We start from the raw sequence: 17478 nt of genomic DNA on the forward strand, positions 1-17478 counted from the left end.
ATCAATTCACTATGCAATTACAATCAATGTTCGTCATTTACATACATTTATTGAAAATTGGTCAAAAAAACGCCTCCGTATTGGAAGCGTGTTTTGTTAATGATTTTGAGGGGCTTGGCTTGGATTTTCTTTTTTATTGTAAAGACCGTCTACTTTCGCCTCTTCGGACGTGTCTTCCACTTCTTGGTTGTAATAATGGACGCTTGTTTGTGCGCCTTCACTTACCATTTTATTATCCTGCAAGTCGTATGGATCCGAATGACCCGATTTCGTATCATCGGAACGGTTCAATTTTTGCGATTGGATAAAGGAATCGACTTTCGTTTTCATATTGTTTACCGCAACAATTGCCTTGTCACGGTTTTCCTTTTTGCTGAAATATGCGTATGCACCTGCAGCTAACGTAGCAAGAAGTAATCCATTTCCGCGTTTACGTGCCATACCTACCATTCCTCCATTACTAGTAAAAGTATTATACTTGCAGTATACCCTTATCTTCTTTTTGAAAACTTCCATTCAGCAAGATGCATGATTAGCATCCGCTACTTTTCATTGTAAGTAGCATCTCATATCAAACAATTCATTTCAAATAATTCAATTACTCCTAACCTATTTGGCATACTCTTTAGATAATTTAAATTTTTATATTTCAATATGATGACAAGCATAGTTTATTGCTCCACTTTTTGTTATGATAAAACAAAAGCGGAGGGCGCCTGCCTAGAGGCGACAGGCAAAGCCGTCACGTAGAACGGCTTTTGCGAGCAAAAGCGAAGCGTTGGGAGCAATAATTATGACCCCGAGCCTCTGGCGCCCGGAGCTAGACGAAAAAAAGGATTGCGGAGGTGATTCGTCATGATTAGACCGATGACTACCGATGATATTAGCTATATACAACACATCGCCCACATTACGTGGAATGATACATACAAGGGAATCATTCCTGAAAACATCCAGACAGCATTTATCAATCGTTCCTATTCCGACGCAATGATGATGAAACGGATGGAAAAGACGCATATGCTTATTGCCGAATGCAAGCAAGGGACCCCGATAGGCTTTCTTAATTTTACGAGGGAAGATGAAGATGGCGATTCTGAATTGACTGCCATGTATATTCTGCCGTCCTATCAGCATGCAGGCTACGGCAAAAAACTATTTGAGTATACGATTAGCATGCTTCAAAATGCGAAACAGCTCTTCGTTTACGTAGATAGCCGGAACGAAGTTGGACGGGCTTTTTATGAAAAACAAGGATTTAAATTGCTGGAAGTATTCGAAGAACATTTTGAAGGATACCCCGTTGAAACAGCTCAGTATGTTTACTATATTCATAAACCGGTACTCGCTTATTAATGGATAAGACGCTTTCCCGTCTAATGGGAAAGCGTCTTTTTCGTTTACAACGGTCTCATTCCGTCGCCCGCATATGATGAATCCATTTGGATATTATCTTCTACTGGTGGCTTTTTCGTAAAACAAAGAATTGCCGCGATATAGAGCAGAATCGATGGTAATGATAATATTCCACTAAATACTCCCGCAATAATGAACATAATTCCTGCAAGTTTCGCGTTTTTGTTCTTCCAAATATTGACGATACCGACAATGTTCAACACTACCCCAATGATCATCGCGAAAATGATAAACCAAATAAAACCTCCGAGTAAATTGAAAAACGCAAACATGGCGTCCATCTCAACTTCCGTCATCGCTGGATCAGCCATCAATTCCATTTCTATTTCCTGCATCGCCGTAGGATCGTTTCTCACGAAATTTATGAAAGCCATTCCAATGAAACCAAAAATAACTCCGATTGCAGTTAGAATAACAGCAATGATCGATAATACTTTTTCCGCTGTTCGATTCAAGTGAAGCACCCTTTCCTTCAACATTTTTTCTATCATAACAAGTATACGAGAGAGAAAACAATAAGTTTCAATCCATTTTCAGGATAAATAAAAGGCAATCCTTTGATTATCGAAGGATTGCCTTTATTGCGCTGTTTTTATTTCGCCAGAGGCTTTTGGTTATGCTTTAATGTCATCATATTCTTTATATCGATTAAACGCAGTGACGATATACGAACATACCGCTTCCATCTTGTATTCCTTTTCACGGGCATATTCAGCAGCGCGGTCGAGCAATTTTTTTGCTACTCCTTGCCCACGCAAGTCTTCCGATACATACGTATGGTCCATAACCATAACATCCGCGAGAAGCGTCCATGTGATTTCGGCTAACATCTTTCCGTCCTTTTCATACCGGAACGCGAATGCGTCTCCGCCAAGCTCGACAAATTCAAACTCCATGTAATCTTCTCCTTTATCAATGTTCTAGAAAATGCACGGTTGTATTACTTAAACCATGACTTGATTGATTCAAAAAGATTTTCAAAGAACTGGATAACTTTATCCCAAAATCCAGGTTCGAGTTGACCAAATTTCTCTCGAATGGTCGTCGCCATATCGGATAATTGTTCGGATAGCTTTCCGAAATCGATGTCCAATTTCCGGATCCGATCCATCAAGTCGATTAGCAATTGCCGGTCCGCCTCACTCAGCTCGATATTTAGCTTCTTCAATTGGTCATTTACAATTTTCTCGACTTCTTCCCTCGTCACAGGGTTGTTATCAGCAATTGCTTTCTTTATTTCCGTTAGCAGCTCCGCCACTTTGTCTTGGTCGATGCCGGAGTCTTTCGCAAACTTCGTTGCCAAGTTTAGCTCGTCATTGGCGACATCCGTCCGTTCTGTATCGAGTGTTTCCCCCGACACTTCATACGCCTTGTAAATGCCTACCAATGCGGAGTGCCCTGTTACTGGCTTCGGCGCCGCTACTTCAACGATTGCGTCCTCAATTCCAGCAGTCATCATCGCCGTTGCATACATCTCGTTTGTTACTTGCGTAATATTGGCGGGCGTGACGATATTGATGACGAGACCTTTCCCTTTTTCCTGCCTCGTAATTTTGGCGGAGGAATACATTCTCGCCTGGGCATTGCCGTCTTTAATATATTTCACTAGATCTTTTCCATCGACTGTAATTTTGTCGACTTCGGCAGTCTCTTCAACTTTCAAGCTCTTTATAACGCTTTCCTTCTCCGCGTCCGTCAAGTTCGCTCCTAACACAACAATGGGCACACCTAGTTTTTCATCAATGGCCGTATCAGCTTGCGCATTCGTCGGAAGTAAGCACCCGATAATGAGCAACAATGCGCTCGCCACCATTAATAATTTTTTCATAAGTTTCCCCTCCTGTACTATGAAGTAGTACGACGTGTAATGGAAAAAGTTCCAGCTATTATTTCAAAGTCGTCCAACCTTCACTTTGCGAAACTTTCCCTTCTTTCATCAGCTTGCCAAGTGCCCGTTTGAATGCACCCTTGCTCATGCCGAACATTTCGCTAATCTCATCAGGGGTCGATTTATCCGAAAACGGCATTTTGCCACCTACATCTGTAAGATAGCGGTACACAGTTTCCGCGTCATCACCGAGGCGCTCCTCTTTCCTTGGCAACAAAGAGCCGTTCAACGTGCCGTCATCGCGCACGTCAATAATCCGAATATCCACTTCTTCACCTAGACGCGGCTCTTGCTCTCGCTCAGAATGATGGACGAAAATCCGGTAAAGTTCCGGGCTGCTCAAAAAGAATGACCCTACTGGTAATAGACGGTATGCCCGCGCTTTCAAATTTTTATTGAAAGTCGTCTCAGGTGCATCCGCGATCAATTCCAGCACTCTCTCCTCCGTTGCGAGTCGTCCGAAAATATTGCCACCTAAATCAGTCCGCAGCGTCATGAACAGCTCATCGTCCGTCTTCGGCCATAATTCTTTTAGACGCGGTAAGTCCGCTCTATTTACAAGCACTTCGAACGATGAACCGATATCTACATAAGCGCCTTCCTTTTCATCAATTCGAATGACGCGCCCCCAACCGAATGATTCGCACGTCATATTCGGGATATGGGCTGTTGCTGTCAATTCCCCGCGCCTATTCATATAAAGGAAGACTTCTACGTCATCCCCTTCTTTGATCGGGGTATCGAATTCCGATGCATTGATCAGAATTCCCTGTTCATGTTCGCCGCCATCTAAAATCCATCTGGATCCTTCCTGACCAATTACGGTCAACTTTGCAATAAAACCTGGTTTGTGTTCTGTCATTTGGTATCTACCTCTTCCGTTTAGAAGCTTTGCCGTTCTGTTAGTTTTCGCACGAACTCTTCGTCTTCTTTCATCGCTTCTACGAGGTCCGTAATTCGGTCCATCGCATTCCAGCTCAAGTGGTGCTCAATCCCTTCAACATCGTTGTAAATGTTTTTCTCTTCGACACCGATGATCCGGAGAAATTCCTCGAGAAGATCATGTCTTCTGACGAGTTTTTTACCGAATTTGAGTCCTTTTTCTGTAAGCTCTAGCCCTCTATAGCGCTCGTAGACGACATATCCTTCACGGTCAAGCCGCTGCGCCATTTTCGTCACCGAGGACGGTAAGACCGAGAGCGCATCTGCTACATCGGAGACGCGAGCCTCTCCTCTCGCCTCGAGCTGCAAATAAATCTGTTCAATATAATCCTCCATACTTGGTGTTGCCAATCGTTCCACCTCCAGTATGTACATTCCCTGCCCTTTCAATGATGAACTATGCAAACAAGGCAGTTTACAGTTTCCAACTTTCGGGTACATTCACTATACCACTAAGGAGTGAAAAAAATGGGTAAAATACTTTCGATTTTTATCGTCGCACTCATCGCATTCTGGCTGCTCGGATTTGTTATGAGAGTCGGAGGCGGACTTATCCACCTACTGCTAGTTATCGCAGGAATCATATTTGTCGTCCAGTTATTAACCGGAAAGCGATCACTATAACTAACATGCGCCTTCATCGCAAGCGAAAGGGTGCCACTCATCGGCACCCTTTCTTATTTTATTGTTGCGTAAATACACGTATTTCGCACTTGCTTTCCATCCGCTGAAAGGGAATCGCTTTTCAATGTCCCTTCAAGCTCAAACCCTGCTCGTTCAGCGACAGCACGGCTTTTCACATTTTCCTCATCGCATCTAATTTCCACTCTGCGGGCGTTCAGCTCCTCGAACGCGAAACGAGTCAATCGTTCAACCGCCTCAGTCATAAGCCCTCGTCCTTCGAATTTCACGTCAATCCAATACCCGATTTCGAACTTCGGAACTGCCCAGTCGATGCGATGGAGTCCCGTCGATCCGACGAATTCGCCCGTTTCCTTTAAAAAAATATGGAGCCGTAAATCTTTTCGTGTAATGAAATCTGCAATCGCCTGACGCAGATTTTCTTCTGTCGTATGCAGCTCCGGTGCGATCTGTGCCCATGGCATCCATTTTTTTAAAGCAGACTGTGAATTCCGGACGGCATTCCATACATCTAGCGCATCCTCTACTTCCGGCATACGGATCATGAGTCGCTCTGATTCAAATTCTGTAGGGAAATTCGGAATGCGTTTTTTCGGTTTTTCTCCAAAGCTCGCATCTTCCCACATGACAGGCGTCGTCGTTCCCGCCAAAAAGTCTTCACGCGTCATCCCGTACGTGACAGCGTCATAATAAGATTTTTCTTTTGGTGAAAACCACGCTCTGCGCAAGTGGGCTTCTTTCACAAATCCGACGCGTTCGAACGTCTTCCGCATCGCCAAATTATCTTGGCGCGTATGTCCTTCCAACCGGATTTTTTCTTCAGGCATGCCGAAAACGAATTCCGTAATGAGGCGGAGCGCTTTTGGCCCATATCCTAATCCTCGGTAACGGTCTGCAATCCGTAAATCGAAAAGTGGAATTTCATCCTGTAAATCATAGATTTTTACGATACCTACGATTTCATCTTCGTCATTTTGCACCCAGAACGTTTTCACTTCATCCGATTCATATCCGCCCTCTTCAATCGTCTTTTCAATGAGTTCACGCTCCGGATGCGCATTTCCATGAAACGGCCATGTATTCGTCGTCAAAAAATGAATGAGTTGTTCCTGTTCTTCCATCGTCCATTCACGTAATTTCATTCCATTTCCCCCGTTCGAGCTACCTATTTCACTTATGAATTCGCATTAATCTCAATGAATTTAGTACGACGAGCAATGTCGCACCCATATCTGCGAAAATGGCGATCCATAATGTCAACCATCCTGGGATGATTAAAAGCAGCGCTACTATTTTTAAGCCTATTGCAAACATAATATTTTCCTTAATAATCTGCAACGTTTTCCGGCTTAATTTTATCGTATATGGCAATTGACGGAGATCATCCGCCATTAAGGCGATATCCGCCGTCTCAAGGGCAGCGTCTGTCCCGGCTCCGCCCATTGCAATTCCAATTGAAGAAGCAGCAAGTGCTGGTGCGTCATTAATGCCGTCACCGACCATCGCGACTCGGTCGTATTTACCAATTAACCCTTTTACCGCAGTTAATTTGTCTTCCGGCATGAGTGCTGCACGGACATCCGTTACACCTGCTTGCATCGCAATCGCTTCCGCCGTCCGCTCGTCATCTCCTGTTAACATAACCGTATGCCGGATGCCTACTTCTTTCAATTTACGCAAGACGTCAGCACTCTCTTCCCGTAACGGGTCCGTAACTGCAATGAGTGCTTTAAATGTTTGATTGAAGAGAACTGCCATGACGGATTTCCCGTCTAGTTGCAACTCTTCGGCACGCTTTTTCATTTCTGCGGGCACTTCTGCAAGCTCGGACGTCCACTTCATACTTCCGACATGGACGACCGTTCCATCTACTTCCCCAAGAGCCCCTCGCCCTGTGACAGACTGGAAGTTTTGGATGTCCGCTACACCTGCTCCTTCGTTTTCCGCATAATCAACAATTGCCCGTGCCAACGGATGCTGAGACATCGATTCAACTGCAGCTACCGCTTCCAAAATCGTTCTTTTCTCTCCGTTCTCAACGATGAAATCGGTCACTTCAGGGTACCCTTTCGTCAATGTGCCCGTCTTGTCGAAAGCGACTGCACGAATGCGCCCCATCTCCTCAAGATAGACGCCACCTTTAATAAGAACACCTTGGCGAGCTGCATTCCCGATTGCTGTCACAATTGCGACGGGTGTAGAAACGACGAGCGCGCAAGGACAACCGACAACAAGTACCGCAAGTCCTTGGTAAACCCACGTATGCCAATCGCCTCCAAATAAAGGCGGGACGATGGCAACTAAAATGGCAATGCCAATTATAATCGGTGTGTAATATTTTGCAAACCGATCGACAAACTTTTGAGATGGCGCTTTTTCTGCTTGAGCATCCTCAACAAGATGAATGATTTTAGCAATTGTCGTATCCCCGACGAGTTTTGTCACGGTCACTTCAAGTGCGCCTTCTTCATTTAACGTTCCTGCAAACACTTCGTCCTCTACTTGTTTCAGCACGGGGACCGATTCCCCCGTAATCGCCGACTGATTCACGGTCGATCTTCCACTTTTGACGATACCATCCATCGCGATTTTCTGACCTGGCTTTACGAGAAGAATGTCGCCGACTCGAATGTCTTCTGTTGGCAACTCTATTATTCCGCTATCCCGTTTCACGAGTGCGGATGCTGGTGCGATGTCCATCAGCTGACGGATCGATTGCCGCGCCTTGTTCATAGAATAGGCTTCTAACGCTTCACTCACTGCAAATAAAAAGACGACGACTGCTGCTTCCTGCCATTCACCGATAATCGCCGCGCCAATGATTGCAATCGTCATTAACGTCTTCATATCGAAGTCGAATCGTACGAGGTTTTTAATGCCCGTAATGAACATGCCTGTACCGCCAATTAGAATAGCAACTGCAAAAAGGACGGTTGCTACGGTCGGATGCGGGACGTCACGATACGTGAAAAACATACCTGCTATGACGAAAATGAGCGACAGAATTGTAACGATGTTTTCCTTTCGCCGGAAAAACGGAATTTTCGGATCAGGATCTCTTTTTGTCAACGGCACAACTTGAATGCCGTCGAATGCACCTGCTGCTTGAAGCTCCTCTATTGTCGCATCACCCGTGAAAGAGAGCTTCGACGCTCCGAAATTGACGGTCGCTTCTGTTACGGAAGGAATGCTCTTCACATTGTTTTCGAATTTCATTGCACAGTTTGCACATGATAAGTTCTCTAGTCTGTATTCTGTCTTAGTTGTCATCCGGACTGTCCTCTCTTTCCGTTGCATGGTCATAGGCGATTTTCACAAGATCATACACATGACTATCCGCTAGGGAGTAATAGACCATTTTGCCTTTCCGTACTGATTTTGCGAGGCGATGCTCCCGCAAATAACGTAGATGATGGGAAGCTGTTGCATTTGATGCACCGATCACTGCCGCTACATCACAGACGCACATCTGCTCTTCCAACGTGAGTGAATAAGCAATCTTCAATCTCGTTTCATCAGCAAGCGCTTTAAATATTTGCACCATACCACTAACATTCGGAAGTTCCTTCTGAACTTTAACAACTACTTCCTCATGGACAACTGTCACTTCACATGTATCTTTCAACTTCATTATTACACCTCATTCAAATGAACGTTTGATTATAGTTCAGTATATGTTTACCCTATCCTGAATGCAAGTACAAACAAACAGTATTTAGAATGTTTATTCGTTTTGAAATAAAGAGGGTTAAACAGTAGTATGGAAGTTAATGATTCCGATTATGTTGCATTATGCAGAGCGGATTGTGGTTACATTAAGTGAAACGGAGTGTGGATTATGAAAAGAGGAAAGTGGAATGCCATTACGGACGTGCCGGGAGTGGCGGTTGGCCATGTCACATTAAAGGAAGAGTCCGGTGTCGAAAGTGCCTGTACGGGCGTCACTGCGATCTTGCCCCATGAAGGAAATAGCTTTGAACAGAAAGTGCCTGCAGCAAGTTTCATCTTGAACGGTTTTGGTAAATCAGCAGGCCTTCTTCAAGTGGAGGAACTCGGTGTTATCGAATCTCCGATTATGCTTACAAATACATTTAGCGTCGGCGCGGTGCTTGAAGGAACATTACGGCATATGCTTGATGAAAATACCGCTATTGGCGACTCGACCAGTTCATTGAACATCGTCGTCGGCGAATGCAATGACAGCTATTTGAACGCAATGCGGTCGTTAAAAGTCCGACCGGAACATGCCGTTGAAGCAATCCGTAATGCGAGAAGTGGCGAATTCGAGCAAGGTGATGTCGGTGCAGGGAAAGGGATGATCTGCTTCGGTAGGAAAGGCGGAATTGGTTCTTCCTCAAGGATTGTCCCTCATAGTGAGAAATCATTCACAGTTGGTGTGCTAACATTGACGAATTTCGGCGATGCGGAAGAATGCTTAATAGACGAATGGCTTGCCCGAAATGGAATGCAGTTGCAAACCGCAAAGGACAAGCTAAAACCATCTAAAGAAATGCAAAGCGAAAAACCGGACGGCTCCGTTATGATCATCGTCGCAACGGATGCCCCGGTAGATAGCCGGCAATTGAAGCGGCTTGCAAAACGTGCTGCAATTGGCCTCGGCCGTACCGGCTCGCATATTCATAACGGAAGCGGCGACATTATCATCGCCTTTTCGAATGCACATACGATTCCACATGCAAGTGAAAGCGGAGATACAGTGAGCTATACGCTTTTGCGCGACGACACTAAGATAATGAACGAACTTTTCAAGGCGGTCATCGAGGCGACGGAAGAAGCAGTTTTTCAATCATTAATGCATGCACAAACGACAACAGGAAGACTTGGGCGGACAGTGGAACGATGGCCGCTTGTCGAGAAAAATGTTTTATGAGCGCGGGAGTGGCGATTATGAGCGCGAAACACTGAGTTTTGAGCGCGGAGGCAGCGGTTATAAGCGCGAAACGCTGAGTTTTGAGCGCAGAGGCGGCGGTTATAAGCGCGAAACGCTGAGTTTTGAGCGCGGAGGCGGCGGTTATGAGCGCGGGGTCATGAATTATCTGCAAACAAAAACGGCACGCATGATTATTCTCTCATGCGTGCCGTTCTATATATTATTAAGCTGGATTAGCTTGCAAGTCGATTGAGATCTTGATGTCATCGCCTACGAGTACGCCGCCCGCTTCAAGCGCTTGGTTCCATGTTAAACCGTACTCTTTACGGGAGATTTTCCCCTTCACTTCAAATGCAGCAACTTGTACGCCCCATGGGTTCGTTCCTGTGCCTTCGAATTCTGCTTCAAACGTCACTTTCTTCGTTACGTCCTTAATTGTCAAATCTCCTGTAACATCGTACTCGTCATCGTCTTTTTTCACGATTTCTGTAGAAACGAATGTTAGATGTGGGAATTTCTCCGTATCGAAGAAATCACCTGAACGAAGATGATTGTCACGGTCTTCGCTATTTGTATTAATGGAGTTTGCATCGATTGTGAAATTGATTTTCGCACTTGCCAAATCTTCAGGATTCCCTTCGATCGTTCCTTCCAGTCCTGCAAAGCTCCCCTTAACCTTTGAAACCATCATATGCTTTACTGAAAAACCAACATTCGTATGTGACGCGTCAACTTTCCAAGTCGTCATGTTCCATCCACCCTTTCAATTTTTCGTTAAACATTTTCACTGCCCTTTACCTTATGCCTACATGTAAGAAAATATCTTTACTCCAAGATATAATTCAATCTTAACGGTTTTTTATCTCGAAGTCAAGATAATAATACCTAAATTTTCTATTCAATTTGACTCAGTTATAAATTCTTGTCAAAACAACTGATTGCCAGCATACTTATAAAAGTGAAGCCTACTTTTTGATTCAACAAAAAGTGAAGGTGTTTAACGCATAAGAATTTGAAGGGACTGGATGTGGATGTCGAAGCATCAGTGGTTTGAAGAACTACGCGGAATTATTACAGAAGGCATACTACGGATAGATGAACCATTATGTAAATATACGATGACAAAACTTGGCGGAGCTGCGGATATACTCGTCATTCCAGGGACACTCGAGGAGACGGAAGCGACGGTACGATATGCATACGATAATGAAATTCCGCTTTTATTATTAGGTAATGGGTCGAATATGGTCGTCAGGGATGGCGGTGTACGTGGAATCGTTCTCCATCTGTCGAAACTAGATACGATTAAAGTAGACGGCACTAAAGTCCATGCGGAAGCTGGAGCACTCATTATCGATGTTTCAAGGCGGGCTGCGGAGCAATCATTAACCGGGCTTGAATTTGCATGCGGAATTCCTGGCTCCATTGGTGGTGCGATGGCGATGAATGCGGGTGCCTATGGCGGGGAAATTAAAGATGTTATCGTGCAGTGCACTGTTTTGACGAAATCAGGTGAGCGCCTCGTTCTATCGAAGGACGAATTGGAGCTTGGCTATCGAAAGAGCATCATTACGTCTGAAGGCTATTACGTCTTATCCGCTGATTTCGAATTGGCGGAGGGCGATAAAGAAGCGATCGATGCGAAAGTGGCGGACTTAACGTTCCAGCGAGAATCGAAGCAACCACTCGAATATCCTTCGGCAGGCAGCGTATTTAAACGACCACCGGGCTATTTTGCTGGGAAATTAATTCAAGATTGCGGGCTGCAAGGGAAAGGCCATGGCGGTGCAGAAGTATCGACAAAGCATGCTGGTTTTATTATTAATAAAAACGGAGCAACTGCATCCGATTATATCGCAACGATTAATATGGTGAAGGCAGAAGTGAAAAAGAAATTCGACGTCGAATTGGAGTTGGAAGTAAAGATTGTTGGCGAAGAATAAACAAAAGCGAAAGCCGTTACGAAGAACGGCTTTTGCGAGTAAAAGCGCAGCGTTACGAGCACAGTGCAGTGGAGTCTAGACGATAACCTAGCGAAAACCAAAAGCGGATGACCATTACCCGGCCATCCGCTTATATTTAAGTTCAGTTGTTTTCACTGTTCATTTTTGCAGATAAATTCCGTTGCTTCGGTGACTTTGTCATCCGTAATCTGCACTTGACACATTTTATGATTGTTCATAAATTTAAAGATCCCGTTATTAAAATCTGTTCCTATTTCTTTAAAGAAGATGCCTTCAAAGCGCGCTTCTTTCGATAGGGTGAAGCTTATGCGAAAGCCGTCCCCTTCTTCGACTAAATAAGCCCGGACGCCTTTTTCGAACATGCCTTCTATTTCGTCTTTAATGGAACGGGAAACGGATACGACGTGGAAATCGACAAATGTAATTTCCCGTAATAACACGTTCATGAACGACCCTTTTGTGATCTCTTCCCATCTACTTTGGGCAGTTTGACCAATAATAATTTGCGTAATATTATGTTTGTGGGCTACTTCTTTGATCACTTTTGCAACTGGCCGTTTTTCATTATCCATAACGATGAAATCTTCTACATCGAGCTCTTCGGCAAGCTCTTTCCATCTATCAATATACTCCGATTTTTCGGCGTCAAATTCATCGAATGGCAATGGGTCAATCGTTAAAATATACAGTGGACAGTCGATAATGGATGCCATTTTATGTCCACGTCTAATGAGACGTTCGCCATTTGGACCGTAGTAGACACAAACAAGTATTGCTTCATCCATACGACCTTTTACTTTGCCCATGACCGTAGTCACCTCTTACAATTATTTTCGTTCAGCCTTAATCGCAACTTACTTTTACATTTGAAAACCACAACATTATACATAAAAGATAATTGGCTGACAAGGTGTAAATGCCTTAAAGTGCGATGAAAATCCGTTTAGTGTATAATTCAAACTATGAACTTTTTCGAATGGGTTCTGTAGCTACCTATTATGTCCCCAGTTCCGTCGTGAGTCAAGCCCATCTCAGATAATTAAGAAGAATTTTACATAAGAAATTCCTTTATTCAGGAGGTTGCTGTTGTTGACGATCACATTATCTATATTCATCCCCTTTTTGGCAGCCATCTTCATTCCCTTTCTATATAAAAGGATTCAAAACCGGGAAATTGGTTGGTTTGTCTTGCTTGTTCCATTCATACTTTTTGCAACGCTCGCACGCTTTATCCCTTCTATAGCAAAAGGTGAAACGTTTACGCATACATTCCGGTGGATCGACTCTGCTGGAATTCATTTTACGACGTATCTTGATGGGCTTAGTTTAATATTTGGGCTCCTCATTACGGGAGTCGGCACTTTAGTTATCCTTTATTCCATCTATTATTTATCCGAACGGGAATCATTAGGGCGCTTTTACGTTTACCTTTTACTGTTCATGGGCGCTATGCTCGGAGTCGTCTTTTCCGATAACTTAATGGTGTTATATGTCTTTTGGGAATTAACGAGTATTTCATCATTTCTACTTATTGCCTTCTGGTACCACCGAAAAAAGTCGAGGTACGGGGCGCAAAAGTCCATGCTCATTACTGTATCGGGCGGAATTGCGATGCTCGCGGGCTTCATTATGTTACATACTATGACAGGATCGTACAGTGTACGTGAGATAGTGGTAACGATTGGCAAGTATACGGACGAGCCTCTCTTCTTATTTGCCATGTTACTCGTCTTAATTGGTGCATTTACAAAATCTGCACAATTTCCGTTTCACATTTGGTTACCGGATGCGATGGAAGCACCTACACCCGTCAGTGCTTACTTGCACTCTGCGACGATGGTAAAGGCCGGTATTTATTTAGTCGCACGTTTCACTCCTATTTTCGGCGGTGAAATGCTTTGGCTTTATGTCGTTAGCGGCGTAGGGATTTTCACGTTGTTCTGGGGTTCATTTAACGCCGTGAAACAAACTGATCTTAAGGCATTACTCGCTTATTCGACAGTTAGTCAGCTCGGCTTAGTTATGAGCCTTTTCGGTTTTGGGTCCGCTGCGCTTAATGAAGGACATAGCGTCAATTCCGTCATCTATACGCAAGCTGCTTTTGCAGCATTGTTTCATCTCATTAACCATTCTACATTTAAAGGAGCACTTTTCATGGTGGTCGGAATTGTCGACCATGAACTCGGGACACGGGACGTACGCAGATTAGGCGGTCTCATGTCTTTCATGCCGGTAACGTTCAGCATCGCTTTAATTGGAAGCTTTTCAATGGCCGGATTACCTCCTTTTAATGGTTTCCTCAGTAAGGAAATGTTTTTTGAGTCATTAGTAAATGCTCGTAATCTTAATCTTTTTGAAGTGAGCACTTTGGGAACGCTCTTTCTCGTTGTCGCATGGCTCGCGAGTGTACTCACATTCGTCTACAGCATGATAATCGTTTTCCAAACGTTTTTCGGGGAAGCTCAACCGGATCGGCTTGAGAAGCCCATTACTGAAGCATCCGTCGGAATGTTAATTGCACCTTCCATTTTGGCAACACTCGTCGTCGGAATCTTCTTTTTCCCGAATATTATTGGAAACTACTTACTGCGGCCTGCGATGACAGCAATCTATCCTACATTTGAAGGAATGAAAGGTTTGACGCCCCAAATCGCCATTTGGCATGGTTTCAATCCGGCATTAATGATGACGATTGGTGTTGTCGCTCTTGGGGTCATCCTTTACAAATACCTTCATTATTGGAGTGGCATTTATACGATTTCACCTTTGAGTTGGAATTTAGATGCTGCTTATAATGCCAATCTTACAATGCTCGAAAAGGGTTCTCATTTCTTTACCCGCCTTTATATGAAAGGCTATTTGAAGGACTATCTCGTCTATATCTTTTCGTTCTTTATCGTTGTAATTGGAGGAGCTATCTTTTATACGGGCTCCTATTCGTTCGATTTTTCGAATAATGCACCAGTCACAATGAACGAATACTTAATCGTGCTTGCTATGGCGATTGCAGGAATTTCAATCTTATTCGCAAAATCCCGAATGACAGCAATCGTGTTAAATGGCGTGCTAGGGTACTCGATTGCTTTTTTATTCGTTGTATTACGAGCGCCCGATTTGGCATTAACCCAAGCTGTCGTTGAAACGGTGACGACTGCCCTATTCCTTCTTTGTTTCTATTTCCTTCCGGATTGGAAGAAGGAGCGTTCAACACGTAAAACAAAAACGGTAAATGGGCTCATTGCTGTTTCAGTCGGAACGATCGTGACCGTTCTCGCCCTCGCCGTGCAAGGAAACAAACTGTTCGAGTCGATTTCTGTTTACTTTGAAGATGCATACGAACTTGCCGGGGGTAAAAATATTGTTAATACGATATTAGGAGATTTCCGTGCGTTCGATACGATGCTTGAAGTCGTTGTACTATTCATCGCAGGAATTGGTGTGTTCACTCTTATTAAGTTAAAAACGCGAAAGGAGGGACAGGATTTTGAAGATCAATGATGTTATCTTACAAACAGTGGCGAAAATTGTCGTATTCATCATATTGACGTTCGGCGTGGAGCTGTTTCTGTCGGGCCATAATAATCCAGGCGGCGGTTTCATCGGTGGTCTCGTCCTCTCCTCCGCATTCGTTTTGCTTTACTTAGTCCATGATATTGAAACGGTGCATAAAGGCATTCCTTTCGATTTTAAGAAAATAGCAGCTCTAGGAGCGTTTCTTGCCGTCGGTACAGGCATTGGTTCGGTTCTGTTTGGCAGCGAGTTCCTTACACATACATTCGGCCATTTTAACTTGCCCGTTTTCGGAGACACCGAACTGTCGACAGTCATCGTATTCGAAGCGGGAGTTGCGTTGACGGTCGTCGGTGTAGTCGTGACGATTATTTCAACCATTAGTGAGGATGTGTAGCAGATGGAAACATTAATTACAATACTTGTCGGATTTCTTGTAATGATCGCTGTCTATTTGCTGCTGTCTCGGAATTTAATTCGTGTGATATTAGGGACAGCCGTCCTGTCACACGCAGCACATCTGCTATTGATGACTATGGGAGGCTTGAAGAAAGGCAGTGCTCCGTTGCTCAGCGAGAATGCGGAAAGCTACACCGATGCATTGCCACAGGCGCTGATTTTGACAGCGATTGTCATAAGCTTCGCCGTTACCGCATTTCTACTCGTACTTGCGTATCGTACATATAAAAAGACCGGAACGGATAACCTCCAACAATTAAGGGGGGTTGAAGATGAATAACATTATCGTAATGCCAATGATAATTCCTTTAGTAACGGGAATCATTCTTATCTTTTTGCGCCATTTTGTAAAAACGCAACGTGTTCTAAGTATTTTATCCATTAGTTCTACTGCAGCCATTAGTTTAATTATATTGGAACGTATTCAACAGGATGGGATTTTACGACTCGATTTCGGAGGTTGGCTTCCCCCTTACGGCATATTATTTGTCGCAGATTCCTTTTCCATGTTGCTCGTTGTAACGACTTCGATTGTTACAGGAATTCTTCTTTTCTACGCTTTTTCGTCTATCGGAAAGCAGTATGAGCATATGTTTTTTTACCCGTTCGTCTTCTTCCTCATAGCGGGCGTTAACGGCTCATTCCTTACAGGAGACTTGTTCAACTTATTCGTTTGCTTCGAAGTGATGCTTTTGTCCTCTTACGTGCTCATTACAATGGGAGGCAGGAAAGTTCAACTGATCGAATCAATTAAATATGTCACAATCAATGTCTTATCGTCATGGTTCTTTTTAATGGGGATCGCGTATTTATACGGAACGATTGGGACGTTAAATATGGCCCATTTATCAGTCAGAATAGCAGAAGTTGGGCAAGGTCCACTATTAACAGTAATTAGCCTTATCTTTTTAATCGTCTTCAGTTTGAAGGCGGGACTACTCCTTTATTTCTGGCTTCCTGGATCGTACAGCGTGCCACCAACCGTCATTGCAGCACTCTTCGGAGCATTGCTTACGAAGGTCGGGATTTACGCGTTGTTCCGCGTCTTCACGCTTATTTTTTATCATGAACCGGGCATTACACATACCGCGATAGGTGTAATGGCAATTGTTACGATGATTGGTGGAAGTTTCGGCGCCATTGCATATAGCGACATTCGCAAAATCGTTTCATACAATGTTGTCATCGCCGTCGGATTCATATTAGCAGGACTCGCGCTTTTCTCAGAAGTTGCATTTCAAGGAGCCATTTATTATTTACTTCACGATATGATTGTTAAAGCTTTGCTGTTTTTGTTAGCGGGAACGATGATTTATTTAACAGGGAAAGCAAAGATCGAAGAGATGAGCGGTTTGATCCGAAATTATCCAACGCTCGGTTGGCTCTTTTTCATCACGATGTTATCATTGGCGGGAATTCCACCGTTTAGCGGGTTCATCGGTAAGGTGTTCATTGGACAGGGGGCCATTGAAGCAGGCTCATTCTTCCTGTTGACGGTAGCCTTTTTGTCCGGAATTTTCGTCTTGTATTCGCTGTTGCGCATCTTCCTAAACAGTTTTTGGGGAGAGACGATCATTAGTGAGGACGATGACGTTCCATTAAAAAAAGGGATGCTCGTTCCTTGTATTTTATTTGCAATTATGACGGTTGCAATCGGAATTGGCATTGAAGGACTCGCTCCATATGTTAGTGATGCGGCACGGACGCTAATGAATCCGGAAATCTATATAGAAGCTGTCCTACAAGGAAATCGTTAAGAGGAAAGT

20 protein-coding genes are annotated in these 17478 nt (G+C 44.0%); 9 read left to right on the forward strand and 11 right to left on the reverse strand.

All coding sequences use genetic code 11. The annotated features are described in order from the left end of the window. Positions 1-96: 96 nt before the first annotated feature. Positions 97-441 (reverse strand): hypothetical protein, encoded by a 345-nt coding sequence (locus QM454_RS03725; RefSeq protein ID WP_432361749.1) that lies wholly within the window; start codon positions 439-441, stop codon positions 97-99. A 414-nt stretch (positions 442-855) separates the two neighbouring features. Here QM454_RS03725 and QM454_RS03730 point away from each other — a divergent pair, with 414 nt between their 5' ends. Then, on the forward strand, positions 856-1356 hold the full coding sequence (locus QM454_RS03730; protein ID WP_432361752.1) for a GNAT family N-acetyltransferase: 501 nt from the start codon (positions 856-858) through the stop codon (positions 1354-1356). 44 nt (positions 1357-1400) lie between these two features. Here the strand turns inward: QM454_RS03730 and QM454_RS03735 are convergent, their stop codons facing one another. The 5 genes from QM454_RS03735 to mntR form a co-directional block, all read right to left on the reverse strand. Then, positions 1401-1871, reverse strand: coding sequence for a DUF4064 domain-containing protein (locus tag QM454_RS03735; RefSeq protein WP_432361755.1), 471 nt, complete (start codon positions 1869-1871; stop codon positions 1401-1403). A gap of 159 nt (positions 1872-2030) precedes the next feature. Next, positions 2031-2312: a GNAT family N-acetyltransferase gene (locus QM454_RS03740; RefSeq protein ID WP_432361757.1), complete on the reverse strand. Its 282-nt coding sequence runs from the start codon at positions 2310-2312 to the stop codon at positions 2031-2033. A gap of 44 nt (positions 2313-2356) precedes the next feature. Continuing rightward, positions 2357-3244 carry a DUF1002 domain-containing protein gene (locus QM454_RS03745; RefSeq protein WP_432361760.1) on the reverse strand — a complete coding sequence of 296 codons (888 nt, stop codon included), beginning with the start codon at positions 3242-3244 and terminating at the stop codon, positions 2357-2359. A gap of 58 nt (positions 3245-3302) precedes the next feature. Continuing rightward, positions 3303-4166 (reverse strand): CvfB family protein, encoded by an 864-nt coding sequence (locus QM454_RS03750; protein WP_432361762.1) that lies wholly within the window; start codon positions 4164-4166, stop codon positions 3303-3305. Positions 4167-4186: 20 nt separating this feature from the next. Continuing rightward, on the reverse strand, positions 4187-4597 hold the full coding sequence (gene mntR / locus QM454_RS03755) for a transcriptional regulator MntR (protein ID WP_432361764.1): 411 nt from the start codon (positions 4595-4597) through the stop codon (positions 4187-4189). Between the two features lie 117 nt (positions 4598-4714). Here mntR and QM454_RS03760 point away from each other — a divergent pair, with 117 nt between their 5' ends. Further along, positions 4715-4870 (forward strand): lmo0937 family membrane protein, encoded by a 156-nt coding sequence (locus QM454_RS03760; RefSeq protein WP_432361767.1) that lies wholly within the window; start codon positions 4715-4717, stop codon positions 4868-4870. A gap of 53 nt (positions 4871-4923) precedes the next feature. Here QM454_RS03760 and QM454_RS03765 read toward each other — a convergent pair whose 3' ends face one another. The 3 genes from QM454_RS03765 to QM454_RS03775 are packed head-to-tail and all read right to left on the reverse strand — an operon-like array spanning position 4924 to position 8519. Then, positions 4924-6030, reverse strand: coding sequence for a GNAT family N-acetyltransferase (locus QM454_RS03765; protein ID WP_432361769.1), 1107 nt, complete (start codon positions 6028-6030; stop codon positions 4924-4926). Positions 6031-6058: 28 nt separating this feature from the next. Then, a complete protein-coding gene (locus QM454_RS03770) occupies positions 6059-8185 on the reverse strand; it encodes a heavy metal translocating P-type ATPase (protein ID WP_432363846.1) in 2127 nt (708 codons plus the stop codon). Then, entirely contained in the window at positions 8148-8519 is a 372-nt protein-coding gene (locus tag QM454_RS03775; protein WP_432361772.1) for an ArsR/SmtB family transcription factor, read from the reverse strand. Before QM454_RS03775 ends, QM454_RS03770 begins: the two co-directional genes overlap by 38 nt. Positions 8520-8726: 207 nt before the next feature. On the opposite strand from QM454_RS03775, the gene QM454_RS03780 reads away from it, so the two are divergent. Further along, positions 8727-9779, forward strand: coding sequence for a P1 family peptidase (locus tag QM454_RS03780; RefSeq protein WP_432361775.1), 1053 nt, complete (start codon positions 8727-8729; stop codon positions 9777-9779). Then, positions 9757-10032, forward strand: a complete 276-nt coding sequence (locus tag QM454_RS03785) for a hypothetical protein (RefSeq protein ID WP_432361778.1) — start codon at positions 9757-9759, stop codon at positions 10030-10032. Before QM454_RS03780 ends, QM454_RS03785 begins: the two co-directional genes overlap by 23 nt. Here the strand turns inward: QM454_RS03785 and QM454_RS03790 are convergent. Then, positions 10003-10527 carry a YceI family protein gene (locus tag QM454_RS03790; RefSeq protein ID WP_432361781.1) on the reverse strand — a complete coding sequence of 175 codons (525 nt, stop codon included), beginning with the start codon at positions 10525-10527 and terminating at the stop codon, positions 10003-10005. The genes QM454_RS03785 and QM454_RS03790 overlap by 30 nt on opposite strands. Before the next feature lie 283 nt (positions 10528-10810). Between QM454_RS03790 and murB the strand changes: the two genes are divergently transcribed. Continuing rightward, positions 10811-11722 (forward strand): UDP-N-acetylmuramate dehydrogenase, encoded by a 912-nt coding sequence (gene murB / locus QM454_RS03795; RefSeq protein WP_432361784.1) that lies wholly within the window; start codon positions 10811-10813, stop codon positions 11720-11722. Between the two features lie 152 nt (positions 11723-11874). Here the strand turns inward: murB and QM454_RS03800 are convergent, their stop codons facing one another. Continuing rightward, positions 11875-12549 carry a histidine kinase gene (locus QM454_RS03800; RefSeq protein ID WP_432361787.1) on the reverse strand — a complete coding sequence of 225 codons (675 nt, stop codon included), beginning with the start codon at positions 12547-12549 and terminating at the stop codon, positions 11875-11877. Between the two features lie 280 nt (positions 12550-12829). On the opposite strand from QM454_RS03800, the gene QM454_RS03805 reads away from it, so the two are divergent. The 4 genes from QM454_RS03805 to QM454_RS03820 are packed head-to-tail and all read left to right on the forward strand — an operon-like array spanning position 12830 to position 17469. Continuing rightward, positions 12830-15241, forward strand: coding sequence for a Na+/H+ antiporter subunit A (locus tag QM454_RS03805; protein ID WP_432361790.1), 2412 nt, complete (start codon positions 12830-12832; stop codon positions 15239-15241). Then, complete coding sequence (locus QM454_RS03810) at positions 15228-15650, forward strand: Na(+)/H(+) antiporter subunit B (RefSeq protein ID WP_432361792.1); 423 nt, start codon at positions 15228-15230, stop codon at positions 15648-15650. The genes QM454_RS03805 and QM454_RS03810 overlap by 14 nt, the downstream gene beginning before the upstream one ends. A 3-nt stretch (positions 15651-15653) precedes the next feature. Beyond that, entirely contained in the window at positions 15654-15992 is a 339-nt protein-coding gene (locus QM454_RS03815) for a Na(+)/H(+) antiporter subunit C (RefSeq protein ID WP_432361794.1), read from the forward strand. Then, positions 15985-17469, forward strand: a complete 1485-nt coding sequence (locus QM454_RS03820) for a Na+/H+ antiporter subunit D (protein ID WP_432361796.1) — start codon at positions 15985-15987, stop codon at positions 17467-17469. Before QM454_RS03815 ends, QM454_RS03820 begins: the two co-directional genes overlap by 8 nt. Positions 17470-17478: the final 9 nt, after the last annotated feature.

The organism is Sporosarcina sp. UB5 (genome assembly GCF_050859005.1).
In the GTDB taxonomy this organism is placed as follows: Bacteria; Bacillota; Bacilli; order Bacillales_A; family Planococcaceae; genus Sporosarcina.